The organism is Serratia sp. CY33525 (genome assembly GCF_052169115.1).
Classification (GTDB): Bacteria; Pseudomonadota; Gammaproteobacteria; order Enterobacterales; family Enterobacteriaceae; genus Serratia; species Serratia sarumanii.
The window spans coordinates 335,156-348,972 of sequence record NZ_JBJNLK010000003.1; the positions used below are offsets into that span (position 1 = coordinate 335,156).

At 59.5% G+C, this 13,817-nt stretch carries 12 protein-coding genes and 1 other annotated feature; of the genes, 9 read left to right on the plus strand and 3 right to left on the minus strand.

Annotated features, from left to right (window positions below; all coding sequences use genetic code 11):
* Positions 1 to 311: 311 nt before the first annotated feature.
* Positions 312 to 791 (plus strand): protein CreA, encoded by a 480-nt coding sequence (creA, locus tag ACJ8IM_RS10330; protein WP_033652887.1) that lies wholly within the window; start codon positions 312 to 314, stop codon positions 789 to 791.
* Between the two features lie 51 nt (positions 792 to 842).
* Here the strand turns inward: creA and arcA are convergent, their stop codons facing one another.
* The gene (gene arcA / locus ACJ8IM_RS10335; protein WP_004933003.1) at positions 843 to 1,559 is read right to left on the minus strand and encodes a two-component system response regulator ArcA; all 717 of its coding nucleotides are present in this window, start codon (positions 1,557 to 1,559) and stop codon (positions 843 to 845) included.
* 629 nt (positions 1,560 to 2,188) lie between these two features.
* On the opposite strand from arcA, the gene ACJ8IM_RS10340 reads away from it, so the two are divergent.
* The 5 genes from ACJ8IM_RS10340 to thrC all read left to right on the plus strand — a co-directional run bounded on the left by ACJ8IM_RS10340 (position 2,189) and on the right by thrC (position 7,920).
* Complete coding sequence (locus ACJ8IM_RS10340; RefSeq protein ID WP_033652888.1) at positions 2,189 to 2,875, plus strand: tRNA/rRNA methyltransferase; 687 nt, start codon at positions 2,189 to 2,191, stop codon at positions 2,873 to 2,875.
* A gap of 212 nt (positions 2,876 to 3,087) precedes the next feature.
* Positions 3,088 to 3,156 (plus strand): thr operon leader peptide, encoded by a 69-nt coding sequence (gene thrL / locus ACJ8IM_RS10345; RefSeq protein WP_086581142.1) that lies wholly within the window; start codon positions 3,088 to 3,090, stop codon positions 3,154 to 3,156.
* Positions 3,095 to 3,212, plus strand: a sequence feature (Thr leader region). Its footprint overlaps the gene before it by 62 nt.
* A gap of 24 nt (positions 3,213 to 3,236) precedes the next feature.
* Positions 3,237 to 5,696, plus strand: a complete 2,460-nt coding sequence (thrA, locus tag ACJ8IM_RS10350) for a bifunctional aspartate kinase/homoserine dehydrogenase I (RefSeq protein ID WP_060422500.1) — start codon at positions 3,237 to 3,239, stop codon at positions 5,694 to 5,696.
* Between the two features lies 1 nt (position 5,697).
* A complete protein-coding gene (thrB, locus tag ACJ8IM_RS10355) occupies positions 5,698 to 6,627 on the plus strand; it encodes a homoserine kinase (RefSeq protein ID WP_049213070.1) in 930 nt (309 codons plus the stop codon).
* A 3-nt stretch (positions 6,628 to 6,630) separates the two neighbouring features.
* A complete protein-coding gene (thrC, locus tag ACJ8IM_RS10360; RefSeq protein WP_033652890.1) occupies positions 6,631 to 7,920 on the plus strand; it encodes a threonine synthase in 1,290 nt (429 codons plus the stop codon).
* A 46-nt stretch (positions 7,921 to 7,966) separates the two neighbouring features.
* Here thrC and yaaA read toward each other — a convergent pair whose 3' ends face one another.
* Positions 7,967 to 8,743 carry a peroxide stress protein YaaA gene (yaaA, locus tag ACJ8IM_RS10365; protein WP_101455738.1) on the minus strand — a complete coding sequence of 259 codons (777 nt, stop codon included), beginning with the start codon at positions 8,741 to 8,743 and terminating at the stop codon, positions 7,967 to 7,969.
* A gap of 106 nt (positions 8,744 to 8,849) precedes the next feature.
* The gene (locus tag ACJ8IM_RS10370; protein WP_033637048.1) at positions 8,850 to 10,286 is read right to left on the minus strand and encodes an alanine/glycine:cation symporter family protein; all 1,437 of its coding nucleotides are present in this window, start codon (positions 10,284 to 10,286) and stop codon (positions 8,850 to 8,852) included.
* Positions 10,287 to 10,668: 382 nt separating this feature from the next.
* Between ACJ8IM_RS10370 and tal the strand changes: the two genes are divergently transcribed.
* The 3 genes from tal to ACJ8IM_RS10385 all read left to right on the plus strand — a co-directional run bounded on the left by tal (position 10,669) and on the right by ACJ8IM_RS10385 (position 13,792).
* Positions 10,669 to 11,622 (plus strand): transaldolase, encoded by a 954-nt coding sequence (gene tal, locus ACJ8IM_RS10375; RefSeq protein WP_033637049.1) that lies wholly within the window; start codon positions 10,669 to 10,671, stop codon positions 11,620 to 11,622.
* A 150-nt stretch (positions 11,623 to 11,772) separates the two neighbouring features.
* Entirely contained in the window at positions 11,773 to 12,360 is a 588-nt protein-coding gene (mog, locus tag ACJ8IM_RS10380; RefSeq protein ID WP_004932980.1) for a molybdopterin adenylyltransferase, read from the plus strand.
* 124 nt (positions 12,361 to 12,484) lie between these two features.
* A complete protein-coding gene (locus ACJ8IM_RS10385; protein ID WP_033637050.1) occupies positions 12,485 to 13,792 on the plus strand; it encodes an MFS transporter in 1,308 nt (435 codons plus the stop codon).
* Positions 13,793 to 13,817: the final 25 nt, after the last annotated feature.

Sequence of the window (13,817 nt, forward strand, 5' to 3'; positions counted from 1 at the left end):
CCCGAACTGTTGATTCGTCACGCTGGTGCTGCGCTATCAGACCGATCCATGAGCCATTATGCGTTGCACTCTTTGCCTCTGCTGCGCTTGCCGCGCCAGAGTTGGATTGGGGTACACCGTAGTGGGCGCAAAGAAATAACGACGCCGCATCATAGCAATTTTTTTACTCCGCGACTCTCAAAGATTTTTGTCACGCTCTGTGCTAAAACGGACGGTGCGGACCCGTAAAAAACCGATTCCGTGAGCTTAGACATAAATAATGGCGATCGCCGAACCTATTTTTGCGGCAAGGTTATATCGGAGTTAAGTAAATGAAAAAAGGCTGGATATTTTTATTCGGTTTGGTTTGCGCAACCGTTGGCAGCGCGCAGGCGGAGCAGGTGGGCTCCGTTGATACCGTGTTTAAATTGTTGGGGCCGGATCACAAAATCGTGGTGGAAGCGTTCGACGATCCGGATGTTAAAAATGTAACTTGTTATATCAGCCGCGCCAAAACCGGCGGCATCAAAGGCGGCCTGGGGCTGGCGGAAGACACCGCCGACGCGGCCATTTCCTGCCAGCAGGTGGGGCCTATCGAGCTGAGCGACAAGATCAAAAACGGCAAGGCGGAAGGCGAGGTGGTGTTCCAGAAACGCACCTCGCTGGTGTTCAAGAAGCTGCAGGTGGTGCGCTTCTACGACGCCAAGCGCAATTCGCTGATTTACCTGAGCTACTCCGACAAGGTGATCGACGGTTCGCCGAAGAACGCGCTGAGCGCGGTGCCGATCATGCCGTGGGCCGAGACGAAATAAAAAAACGGGGTTCAGCATGCTGAACCCCGTTTTCATGACGGCAGGCCGTAATTACTCTTCCAGATCGCCGCAGAAGCGGTAGCCTTCGCCGTGAATGGTGGCGATGATTTCCGGCGTGTCCGGCGTCGATTCGAAGTGTTTGCGAATGCGACGGATGGTGACGTCCACGGTGCGGTCATGCGGCTTCAGCTCGCGGCCGGTCATTTTCTTCAGCAGTTCGCCGCGGGACTGGATCTTGCCCGGGTTTTCGCAGAAGTGCAGCATGGCGCGGAATTCGCTGCGCGGCAGCTTGTACTGTTCGCCGGCCGGGCTGATCAGCGAGCGGCTGTTGATGTCCAGCTCCCAACCGTTGAACTTGTAGCTCTCGACCAGGCGGCGCTCTTCGCCGAGGCTGCCCAGGTTCATGGTGCGCGACAGCAGGTTGCGCGCGCGGATGGTCAGCTCACGCGGGTTGAACGGCTTGGTGATGTAATCGTCGGCGCCGATTTCCAGGCCGAGGATTTTGTCCACTTCGTTATCGCGACCGGTCAGGAACATCAAGGCGACGCTGGCCTGTTCACGCAGTTCGCGCGCCAACAGCAGGCCGTTTTTGCCTGGCAGGTTGATGTCCATGATGACCAGATTGATATCATTTTCAGACAGGATATTGTGCATCTCTGCACCATCATTGGCTTCATGAACAATGTAGCCTTCCGCCTCGAAAATGCTCTTCAGGGTGTTACGAGTGACTAACTCGTCTTCGACAATCAGAATGTGCGGGGTCTGCATATTTGCTACCTAAAATTGCCAACAAAATAGAAAATAGGAAGTACAGAAGTCTTTGTTTTCTTAGAGGAGGGCAGAGATAGCGCCACGTTCCCTCTCAGCAAATGACTAAAGTACGTAAACTCGTTCTTGATGCACTTTCCATCTCATGTCAACAAGATCGCTAGCCTGGTGGGGATGCTGTTCCCTACAACCCCTGGGGTGCCAAATTGGCGCATATCCTAACCCCATTAACAGCAATATAACAGCGCGTGCCGAATTCATCACCCAACAAAACTACGCTTTGTTGACATATATCAAATTCAATTGTAGCACGTTAACAGATTTGTGAAAAACACTTACAGAAATGCCAGTTTAAGTCACAGAACCTCAAATTCTGTGAACGATTCAGCATTATCCGGCCCGATAGGATACAATTATTCGTTTATTGATCATCGCTTTGTTTTAACTCATTGATAAATAAATGCAGTAAAACATAAGCACGAATAATGACTATTACGACGGGTTTATTAGCTCAACGAGCCGTTTAATCTTGTTTGTTGCTATTAACGCGTTTATTGTTACGCAATTGTAAATATAAGCGGGTGCTGCGCCATCGTCAAAAGCGCAGGCCTGCCTTCGGTGGAAGAGTGATGCAGCTTCATATTGTTTTAGTGGCTCCGGCGCGGCCGGAAAATGTCGGCGCGGCGGCGCGCGCGATGAAAACCATGGGCTTCACGTCGTTGCGCATCGTCGACAGCGAGGCGCACCTGCAGCCGGCGGCGCGCTGGGTGGCGCACGGAGCCGGCGAGATCCTCGACGGCGTGCAAACGTTCGCCACGCTGGAACTGGCGCTGGCGGACGTGGATTTCACCGTCGCCACCACCGCCCGCAGCCGCGCGCGTTTTCACTATTACTGCACGCCGCCCGAGCTGCTGGAACAGCTGAGCGAGCGCAAGCAGTGGGTCGGCCAGGCCGCGCTGGTGTTCGGCCGCGAAGATTCCGGCCTGACCAACGAAGAGCTGGCGCTGGCGGATTTGCTGACCGGCGTGCCGATGCAGGCGGATTATCCGTCGCTTAACCTGGGCCAGGCGGTGATGGTTTACTGCTACCAGCTGGCGAGCCTGATGGGCGTCAGCACGCCGCAGGAAACGGCGGCGTCGGAAGGGCAGCTCAAGGCGCTGCGCCGCCGCGCCGATGCCTTGTTGAACGCATTGGATGTCGGCGATGACCAAAAATTGCGCGACTGGCTGCACCAGCGGCTCGGCGCGCTGCAACAGCGAGATACGGCGATGTTGCATACGCTGCTGCACGACATCGAAAAAAAACTCGCCAAGTGATAGCGGCTCCATCAGACGGTTACCCAGCGTGATCCACTGGTAAATCGGCTTTAAGTTGTTTTTTTGTTCTGTCGTTTTGCTTTTCACCTGTTGCATCGCGCATTACCGCCGCTGAACGGAAAATAAGCAAAAAAAAGAAATAGTTTGACTTGGGATAGCGATTGCTTTAACCAATAGAGGGGACAGAGTATTTCATGAGACAGACAGACAACATGCGCAACATCAGCCTGAAAACCACAATTATTACCACCACCGATACCACAGGTAACGGGGCGGGCTGACGCGCACAGGAAACACAGAAAAAAGCCCGCACCTAATCAGTGCGGGCTTTTTTTTCGGCTTAAATTCGGAGAGATCACACATGCGAGTGCTGAAATTTGGCGGAACCTCGGTGGCGAATGCAGAACGTTTTCTGCGCGTTGCCGACATCATGGAGAGTAATGCGCGTCAGGGACAGGTAGCCACGGTCTTGTCCGCCCCTGCAAAGATCACCAACCATCTGGTGGCGATGATCGACAAAACGGTGGCGGGCCAGGACATTCTGCCGAATATCAGCGACGCCGAGCGGATCTTTGCCGATCTGCTGAGCGGCCTGGCGCAGGCGCTGCCGGGCTTTGAATACGATCGCTTGAAAGGCGTGGTCGATCAGGAGTTCGCGCAGCTCAAACAGGTGCTGCACGGCGTTTCGCTGCTGGGGCAGTGCCCGGACAGCGTAAACGCGGCGATCATCTGCCGCGGCGAAAAGCTCTCCATCGCCATCATGGAAGGGGTGTTCCGCGCCAAGGGCTACCCGGTCACGGTGATCAACCCGGTGGAGAAACTGCTGGCGCAGGGCCACTACCTGGAGTCCACCGTGGACATCGCCGAGTCCACGCTGCGCATCGCCGCGGCGGCGATCCCGGCTGACCACATCGTGCTGATGGCTGGTTTCACCGCCGGTAACGACAAGGGCGAGCTGGTGGTGCTGGGCCGCAACGGCTCCGACTATTCCGCCGCCGTGCTGGCCGCCTGCCTGCGCGCCGACTGCTGCGAGATCTGGACCGACGTCGACGGCGTGTATACCTGCGATCCGCGCACCGTGCCGGACGCCAGGCTGCTGAAGTCGATGTCGTATCAGGAGGCGATGGAACTCTCTTATTTCGGCGCCAAAGTGCTGCACCCTCGTACCATCACGCCGATTGCCCAATTCCAAATCCCTTGCCTGATTAAAAACACCTCCAACCCGCAGGCCCCCGGCACGCTGATCGGCAAAGACAGCACCGATGACGGGATGCCGGTGAAAGGCATCACCAACCTGAACAACATGGCGATGATCAACGTCTCCGGCCCGGGCATGAAAGGCATGGTCGGCATGGCCGCGCGAGTGTTCGCCGTGATGTCGCGCGCCGGCATTTCGGTGGTGCTGATCACCCAATCCTCTTCCGAATACAGCATCAGCTTCTGCGTGCCGCAGGGCGAACTGCTGCGCGCGCGCCGCGCGCTGGAGGAGGAGTTCTATCTGGAGTTGAAAGACGGCGTGCTGGATCCGCTGGACGTGATGGAACGCCTGGCGATCATCTCGGTAGTCGGCGACGGCATGCGCACCCTGCGCGGCATCTCCGCGCGCTTCTTCTCCGCGCTGGCGCGCGCCAACATCAATATCGTCGCCATCGCCCAGGGCTCTTCCGAGCGTTCAATCTCGGTGGTGGTCAGCAATGAATCCGCCACCACCGGCGTGCGCGTCAGTCACCAGATGCTGTTCAACACCGATCAGGTGATCGAAGTGTTCGTCATCGGCGTCGGCGGCGTCGGCGGAGCGCTGATCGAACAGATTTACCGCCAGCAGCCGTGGCTGAAGCAAAAGCATATCGACCTGCGGGTGTGCGGCATCGCCAACTCGCGCGTGATGCTGACCAACGTGCACGGTATCGCGCTGGACAGCTGGCGCGACGAACTGGCCGGCGCGCAGGAGCCGTTCAATCTCGGCCGCCTGATCCGGCTGGTGAAGGAGTATCACCTGCTGAACCCGGTGATCGTCGACTGCACTTCCAGCCAGGCGGTGGCCGATCAGTATGTGGACTTCCTGGCGGACGGTTTCCACGTGGTGACGCCGAACAAAAAGGCCAACACCTCGTCGATGAACTATTATCAGCAACTGCGCGCGGCGGCCGCCGGTTCGCACCGCAAGTTTCTCTACGACACCAACGTCGGCGCCGGTTTGCCGGTGATTGAGAACCTGCAAAACCTGCTGAACGCCGGCGATGAGCTGGTACGCTTCTCCGGCATCCTGTCCGGTTCGCTGTCCTTTATCTTCGGCAAGCTGGATGAAGGGCTGTCGCTGTCGGCGGCGACCCTGCAGGCCCGGGCCAACGGCTACACCGAGCCGGATCCGCGCGACGATCTGTCCGGTATGGACGTGGCGCGCAAGCTGCTGATCCTGGCGCGCGAGGCCGGTTACAAGCTGGAGCTGAGCGATATCGAGGTCGAGTCGGTGCTGCCGCCGTCCTTCGACGCGTCGGGCGACGTGGAGCATTTCCTGGCGCGCCTGCCGGAGCTGGATAAAGAGTTCGCGCGCAACGTGGCCAACGCCGCCGAGCAAGGCAAGGTGCTGCGCTATGTCGGCCTGATCGACGAAGGCCGCTGCAAGGTGCGCATCGAGGCGGTGGACGGCAACGATCCGTTGTATAAAGTGAAGAACGGCGAGAACGCGCTGGCCTTCTACAGCCGCTACTATCAGCCGCTGCCGCTGGTGCTGCGCGGCTACGGCGCCGGTAACGATGTGACCGCAGCGGGCGTGTTCGCCGATCTGCTGCGCACACTGTCATGGAAGTTGGGAGTTTAATATGGTTAAGGTGTATGCACCGGCCTCGATCGGTAACGTCAGCGTCGGTTTCGATGTGCTGGGCGCGGCGGTTTCGCCGATCGACGGCACGCTGCTGGGCGACTGCGTCAGCGTAGAAGCCGCCGAGACGTTCAGTTTGCAGAATGCCGGGCGCTTCGTCAGCAAGCTGCCGGCCGAGCCGAAAGAGAACATCGTTTATCAATGCTGGGAGCGCTTCTGCCAGGAGATCGGCCGCGAAGTGCCGGTGGCGATGCGGTTGGAAAAGAACATGCCGATCGGATCGGGGCTGGGCTCCAGCGCCTGTTCGGTGGTGGCCGGGCTGATGGCGATGAACGAATTCTGCGATCGGCCGCTGGATGAGACGACGCTGCTCGGCCTGATGGGCGAGCTGGAAGGCCGCATTTCCGGCAGCGTGCATTACGATAACGTGGCGCCATGCTACCTTGGCGGCCTGCAGCTGATGCTGGAAGAAGAAGGCATCATCAGCCAGGAGGTGCCGTGCTTCGACGATTGGCTGTGGGTCATGGCCTATCCGGGCATCAAGGTCTCCACCGCCGAAGCGCGCGCCATTTTACCCGCGCAATACCGTCGCCAGGATTGCATCAGCCACGGCCGCTATCTGGCCGGCTTTATCCATGCCTGCCACACCCGGCAGCCGCAGCTGGCCGCCAAATTGATGCAGGACGTGATCGCCGAACCGTACCGCACCCGGCTGCTGCCGGGCTTCGCCGAAGCGCGCAAGGCGGCGCAGGAGATCGGCGCGCTGGCCTGCGGCATCTCCGGCTCCGGCCCGACGCTGTTCGCCGTCTGCAACGACGGCGCCACCGCGCAGCGCATGGCCGCCTGGCTGCAACAACACTATCTGCAAAACGACGAAGGTTTTGTTCATATTTGCCGTCTGGATACCGCAGGCGCTCGACTACTGGGATAACGCATGAAACTGTACAACCTTAAGGATCACAACGAGCAGGTCAGCTTCGCGCAGGCGATCAAACAAGGCCTGGGCAAGCAGCAGGGGCTGTTCTTCCCGCTGGAGCTGCCGGAGTTCGAACTGACCGAGATAGACCAACTGCTGGAGCAGGACTTTGTCACCCGCAGCAGCCGTATTCTGTCGGCCTTTATCGGCGAAGAGGTACCGGAAGCGGCGCTGAAGAAGCGCGTGCAGGCCGCTTTTGAGTTCCCGGCGCCGGTGGCGAAAGTGACCGAAGACGTCTCCTGCCTGGAGCTGTTCCACGGCCCGACGCTGGCGTTCAAAGACTTCGGCGGCCGCTTTATGGCGCAGATGCTGGCGGAAGTGGCCGGCGATCAGCCGGTGACCATTTTGACCGCCACCTCCGGCGACACCGGCGCCGCCGTGGCGCACGCCTTCTACGGCCTGAAAAACGTCCGGGTGGTGATCCTCTATCCGCAGGGCAAAATCAGTCCGCTGCAGGAGAAGCTGTTCTGTACTCTGGGCGGCAACATTCACACCGTAGCGATCGACGGCGACTTCGATGCTTGCCAGGCGCTGGTGAAGCAGGCGTTCGACGATCAGGAATTGAAGGACGCGCTGCACCTGAACTCGGCCAACTCGATCAACATCAGCCGCTTGCTGGCGCAGATCTGCTACTACTTCGAAGCGGTGGCGCAGCTGCCGCAGGAAGCACGCAATCAGCTGGTGATTTCGGTGCCGAGCGGCAACTTCGGCGATCTGACCGCCGGGCTGCTGGCCAAGTCGCTGGGCCTGCCGGTGAAGCGCTTTATTGCCGCCACCAACGCCAACGACACCGTGCCGCGCTTCCTGACCAGCGGCCAGTGGCAGCCGCACGCCACGGTCGCGACGCTGTCCAACGCCATGGACGTCAGCCAGCCGAACAACTGGCCGCGCGTGGAAGAGCTGTTCCGTCGTAAGGTCTGGCAGCTGAAAGAGCTGGGCCACGCGGCGGTCAGCGATGAGACCACCAAGGAAACGATGCGTGAACTGGCCGAGCTGGGTTATATCTCAGAACCGCACGCGGCCATTGCCTATCGCGCGCTGCGCGATCGGCTGCAGGAAGGGGAGTTCGGTCTGTTCCTCGGCACCGCGCATCCGGCCAAGTTTAAAGAGAGCGTGGAAGCGATCCTCGGCCAGGAGCTGCCGTTGCCGAAAGCGCTGGCGCTGCGGGCCGATCTGCCGCTGCTGTCGCACACGCTGCCGGCCGGCTTTGCCGAGCTGCGCAAGTTCCTGATGGCGCTGCCGGCCTGAGGTTCGGCAGGCTAGAATGCGAAAAGCCGTCTTGCGACGGCTTTTTTTATGCCTGCTCCGGGCGTTTGAACACCAGTTCATTGCCCTGCGAGGCGGCTTCGTCGAAGGCGTAGCCTTCCAGGTTGAAGTCCACCAGCTGCTCGCTGCGCGTCAGGCGATTTTTGATGATAAAGCGGCTCATCAACCCGCGCGCTTTCTTGGCGTAGAAGCTGATGACCTTGTACTTGCCGTTCTTCTCGTCGAGGAACACCGGTTTGATCAGCGCGCCGTGCAGTTTGGCCGGCTTCACCGCCTTGAAATACTCGTCGGACGCCAGGTTGACCACCACGTCGTCGCCCTGCTGCTCCAGCGCTTCGTTGAGTTTTTGGGTGATTTTATCGCCCCAGAAGCTGTACAGGTCTTTGCCTTTCGGGTTTTCCAGCTTGATGCCCATCTCCAGCCGGTACGGCATCATCAGATCGAGCGGGCGCAGCACGCCATACAGGCCGGACAGCATGCGCAGATGCTGCTGGGCGAAGTCGAAATCGGCTTCGCTGAAATCCTGCGCCTGCAGGCCGGTGTAAACGTCGCCCTTGAACGCCAGCAGCGCCTGACGGGCATTGTCTGGGGTAAATTTCGGCTGCCACTCGCTAAAGCGCGCGGCGTTCAGCCCGGCCAGCTTGTCGCTGATGCTCATCAGGCTGGCGATTTGCGCCGGTGTCAGCTCGCGGCAAATTTTGATCAGCTGTTTCGACTTGTCCAGCATTTCGGGCTGCGTGAAGCGTTCTGTCGCCAGCGGGCTGTCGTAATCGAGAGTTTTTGCAGGGGAAATAATAACGAGCATGGCCAGATCCTGTTTATCCAAGTGCGGATACTGTAGCAAAAAGCGCGGGAAAAAGGGGCAATCGGTCCAATAGGCAGGGGCGCGCACCGCACGCGCCCCGGAAAACTCAGCGCGGCGGCTTTTGGTCGTCCCACACGCCCGGCTCCAGCTGCGACTTCAGCTCCGGATAACGGTTGGCGTCGAAGGTCGGCAGCTTGCCCAGACGGCGTTGGCGATGGTAGTCGTCGGCCAGCTTAAGCGCCACCCGCGACAGCAACAGGATGGCCGTCAGGTTGGTGATGGCCATCAGCGCCATGGAGGTATCCGCCATTTTCCACACCAGCGGCAGCTCCGCCAGCGCGCCGAACATCACCATGCCCAACGCCACGCAGCGGAAAATCAGCAGGCCGCCCGGATGGTTGTGCTCGAGGAACACCAGGTTGCTCTCGGCATAGGCGTAGTTGGCGATGATCGAGGTGAAGGCGAAGAAGAAAATGGCGATGGCGACGAACGGCGCCCCCCAGCTGCCGACGGCGGTCGACAGCGCGCGCTGGGTCAGATCGATGCCGCTGATGCTGTCGGTCGGCTGATCGAGAATGCCGGAGGAGAGGATGATCGCCGCGGTGGCGCTGCAGATGACGATGGTATCGATAAACACCCCGAGCATTTGCACATAGCCCTGTGAGGCCGGATGCGGCGGATAAGGCGAAGCGGACGCCGCCGCGTTGGGCGCCGAGCCCATGCCGGCTTCGTTGGAGAACAGGCCGCGCTGCACGCCCTGGGTCATCGCCTGGGAGATGCCGTAACCGACGGCGCCGGCCGCGGCTTCCTGCAGGCCGAAGGCGCTTTTGAAGATCAGCGTCAGGATCGCCGGCATGTGTTCGATGTTATGGCCAATCACCCAGAGGGCCAGCAACAGGTAGGCGCCGGCCATCAGCGGCACCACCAGCTCGGCCACTTTGGCGATGGAGCGGATGCCGCCGAAGATCACCACGCCGCTCAGCAGCACCAGGCCGATGCCGACGTGCAGCGGCTGCAAATGGAAGGCGACGGCGGAGGCCTGCGCGATGGAGTTGGCTTGCACGGCGTTGAACACCAGGCCGAAAGCGATGATCAGGAAGATGGAGAACAGCACGCCCATCCAGCGCATGCCGAGACCCTTTTCCATGTAGTAGGCCGGGCCGCCGCGGTAGTTGCCGTTATCGTCTTTGGTTTTGTAGAGCTGCGCCAGCGAGCTTTCCACAAAGGAGGTGGCCATGCCGATAAACGCCACCACCCACATCCAGAAGATGGCGCCGGGGCCGCCGGCGGTCAGGGCGATGGCGACGCCGGTCAGGTTGCCGGTGCCGACGCGCGCCGCCAGCGTGGTACACAGCGCCTGGAAAGAGGAGATGCCGGCGCTGTCGCTTTTATTGCTGTTTTTCAACACCGAGAACATGTGGCTGAAGTGGCGGAGCTGGATAAAGCGGGTGCGCAACGTGAAGTAGATGCCGGTGCCGAGCAGCAGATAAATCAGCACCGACCCCCACAAAATGTTGTTTATAAAATTCATCAGGTCCGTCAAGGGATCCCTCCTTTATCGAAATTTAATGCGCACCTTGCAGCATCCACCGCAGGTGAAAAACATTGGCCTATTTTTTACAAGAGCTTAGCTGGAATCTGTCCGGCGTCAGTCGATTAAGATTTTTCGCAGATTAGCGGACGAATTGCATCAATTTTTTCGAATTTAACATAATTTATTCGGACAATAGCACGTTATTGCCTTTCCATCCGCTCGGTAATGGCGAAAGATATCGGCGTAAACGGTTGCTCGCCCAAGGATAAAACAGATGCCTGCGCGCCGCGGTTTTCCAGCCTTGCACCGGGCTTGGCGCATGTTATTATCAGGGCAGGGCATGGTTGAACAATGCCAAAAGTTCATGCACAAACGATGAGATAATGCCAACATGACCGACAAATTAACTTCCCTGCGCCAGCTGACCACGGTGGTTGCAGATACGGGTGATATCGCGGCAATGAAGCTGTATCAACCGCAGGACGCCACAACCAACCCTTCGCTGATCCTCAATGCAGCCCAAATTCCTGAATACCGTAAACTGATTGACGAAGCCATCGCCTGGGCGCGCGGCCAGAGCAGCGATCGCGAGCAGCAGATCGCCGACGCCGCCGACAAGCTGGCGGTCAATATCGGTCTGGAGATCCTCAAACTGGTTCCGGGCCGCATCTCCACCGAAGTGGATGCACGTCTGTCTTACGACACCGATGCCAGCGTGGCCAAGGCCAAGCGCCTGATCAAGCTGTACAACGAAGCCGGCATCAGCAACGATCGCATTCTGATCAAACTGGCCTCGACCTGGCAGGGCATCCGCGCGGCGGAGCAGCTGGAGAAAGAAGGCATCAACTGTAACCTGACGCTGCTGTTCTCCTTCGCTCAGGCTCGCGCCTGTGCCGAAGCCGGCGTTTACCTGATCTCGCCGTTCGTCGGCCGTATCCTCGACTGGTACAAAGCCAACGGCGACAAGAAAGAGTTCGCCCCGCATGAAGATCCGGGCGTGATCTCCGTGACCGAGATTTACCAGTACTACAAACAGCACGGTTACAACACCGTGGTGATGGGCGCCAGCTTCCGTAACGTCGGCGAAATCATCGAACTGGCCGGCTGCGACCGTCTGACCATCGCCCCTGCGCTGCTGAAAGAGCTGGCGGAGAGCGAAGGCGCGCTGGAGCGCAAACTGTCTTACACCGGTGAAGTGAAGGCGCGTCCTGCCGCACTGACCGAACCTGAGTTCTACTGGCAGCACAACCAGGATCCGATGGCGGTTGAGAAACTGACCGACGGCATCCGCAAGTTCGCCGTAGACCAGGGCAAACTGGAAAAAATGATCGCCGACCTGCTGTAATTCCGGCAGATCGCGCAGTAAAAAGGTGGCTCAGGCCACCTTTTTTTATGCCCGACGCACCCGCCGGCGAGGGAAGCCCTTATACTCTCGGCAATGACAACAGAACAGGGACGAACCCGTTCGGACCCCATCAGGCTGTAGAGGTTACGCATGGATATTTTACGTATTGGTTTGGTTTCCGTTTCCGACCGCGCTTCCGGCGGCGTTTATCAGGATAAAGGCATTCCGGCGCTGGAGGAATGGCTGAGCGGCGCGCTGGCGACGCCGTTCAAGCTGGAAACCCGGCTGATCCCCGATGAGCAGACGCAAATTGAACAGACGCTGTGCGAGCTGGTGGACGAAATGGGTTGCCATCTGGTGCTGACCACCGGCGGCACCGGGCCGGCGCGACGCGACGTCACCCCCGACGCCACGCTGGCGATCGCCGATCGCGTGATGCCTGGCTTCGGCGAGCAAATGCGTCAGATCAGCCTACACTATGTGCCAACGGCAATTCTTTCTCGCCAGGTGGGGGCGATCCGCAAGCAGGCGCTGATCATCAACCTGCCCGGCCAGCCGAAGTCGATCAAGGAAACGCTGGAAGGGGTAAAAGATGAGCAGGGCAATGCGGTGGTGCACGGCATCTTCGCCAGCGTGCCTTATTGCATTCAACTGCTCGACGGGCCTTACGTCGAAACGCACGCCGCGGTGGTAGCAGCATTTCGGCCAAAGAGCGCGCGTCGCGAGATAAACCTCTAAATTTCAGCGTTCTGCGAGATCGGCTTCAGCCCGTCTGGTGTGAAAATAATTTGCCGCTATAGTAAGGATTCTTTTACAGAAAGCCTGCGGCTTTTATTTTTACAGCCTTTACCGACGGTGCCCTATGCCTCACGACAATAATCGCCGGCTGAACCGGCAAGACTACAAAACGCTGACGTTGGCCGCGTTGGGCGGCGCGCTGGAGTTTTACGACTTCATCATCTTCGTGTTCTTTGCCGCCGTGGTCGGCGATCTGTTCTTCCCGGCGGACATGCCGGAATGGCTGCGGCTGGTGCAAACCTTCGGCATCTTCGCCGCCGGCTATCTGGCCCGTCCGCTGGGCGGCATCGTGATGGCGCACTTTGGCGATCTGGTCGGCCGCAAAAAGATGTTTACCCTGAGCATTCTGCTGATGGCGTTGCCGACGCTGGCGATGGGCCTGCTGCCGACCTACGCCAGCATCGGCATCGCTGCGCCGCTGCTGCTGCTGTTGATGCGCGTGCTGCAGGGGGCGGCGATCGGCGGTGAGGTGCCGGGCGCCTGGGTCTTCGTCGCCGAACACGTGCCGCGCCGGCGCATCGGCTTCGCCTGCGGCACGCTGACCGCCGGGCTGACGGTAGGCATCCTGCTGGGCTCGGTGGTGGCGACGGTGATCAACACCACGCTCAGCCCGCAGAGCATTGCCGGCGGCGGCTGGCGCATTCCTTTCCTGTTGGGCGGCATGTTCGGCCTGGTGGCGATGTACCTGCGCCGTTGGCTGCAGGAAACGCCGATCTTCATCGAGATGCAGGCGCGTAAAGCGCTGGCCGAAGAGCTGCCGCTGAAGTCGGTGGTGCTCAACCACAAACGGGAGGTGGCGGTATCGATGCTGCTGACCTGGCTGCTCTCCGCCGGCATCGTGGTGGTGATCCTGATGACCCCGACCTATCTGCAAAAGCAGTTCGGCATCGCGCCGGCCTTGACGCTGCAGGCCAACAGCATCGCTACCATCATGCTGATCGCCGGCTGCATCGTCGCCGGTTTGTCGGCCGATCGCTTCGGCGCCAGCAAAACGCTGGTGGTCGGCAGCGTGCTGCTGGCCGGCTGCAGTTGGCTGTTCTATCAAACGGTGGGCGTGCGCCCGGAAATGCTGTTCGCCTGCTATGCCCTGGTGGGGTTCAGCGTAGGCGTGGTGGGGGCCGTGCCGTACGTGATGGTGCGGGCTTTCCCGGCGGAAGTGCGGTTTACCGGTATCTCGTTCTCATATAACGTCTCGTACGCTATTTTTGGCGGTCTAACCCCTATTTTTGTGACGCTGATCATGAAATTAACCCCGTTAGCACCCGCTTACTACGTGTTGGCGCTGTCGCTCATCGGGCTGCTGCTCGGCGTCTACCTGCATCGCGACCTGAACAGCGAAGCCGGGGAGCGGCAAGCCGATTCCTACAGCTAAAAAAAAGCCCTGCAATGCAGGGCTT

Excerpts from the sequence above, each read along its gene's own strand:
- creA (WP_033652887.1), top strand. The coding sequence starts at position 312 with ATGAAAAAAGGCTGGATATTTTTATTCGGTTTGGTTTGCGCAACCGTT.
- arcA (WP_004933003.1), bottom strand. The coding sequence starts at position 1,559 with ATGCAGACCCCGCACATTCTGATTGTCGAAGACGAGTTAGTCACTCGT.
- ACJ8IM_RS10340 (WP_033652888.1), top strand. The coding sequence starts at position 2,189 with ATGCAGCTTCATATTGTTTTAGTGGCTCCGGCGCGGCCGGAAAATGTC.
- thrA (WP_060422500.1), top strand. The coding sequence starts at position 3,237 with ATGCGAGTGCTGAAATTTGGCGGAACCTCGGTGGCGAATGCAGAACGT.
- thrB (WP_049213070.1), top strand. The coding sequence starts at position 5,698 with ATGGTTAAGGTGTATGCACCGGCCTCGATCGGTAACGTCAGCGTCGGT.
- thrC (WP_033652890.1), top strand. The coding sequence starts at position 6,631 with ATGAAACTGTACAACCTTAAGGATCACAACGAGCAGGTCAGCTTCGCG.
- yaaA (WP_101455738.1), bottom strand. The coding sequence starts at position 8,743 with ATGCTCGTTATTATTTCCCCTGCAAAAACTCTCGATTACGACAGCCCG.
- tal (WP_033637049.1), top strand. The coding sequence starts at position 10,669 with ATGACCGACAAATTAACTTCCCTGCGCCAGCTGACCACGGTGGTTGCA.
- mog (WP_004932980.1), top strand. The coding sequence starts at position 11,773 with ATGGATATTTTACGTATTGGTTTGGTTTCCGTTTCCGACCGCGCTTCC.
- ACJ8IM_RS10385 (WP_033637050.1), top strand. The coding sequence starts at position 12,485 with ATGCCTCACGACAATAATCGCCGGCTGAACCGGCAAGACTACAAAACG.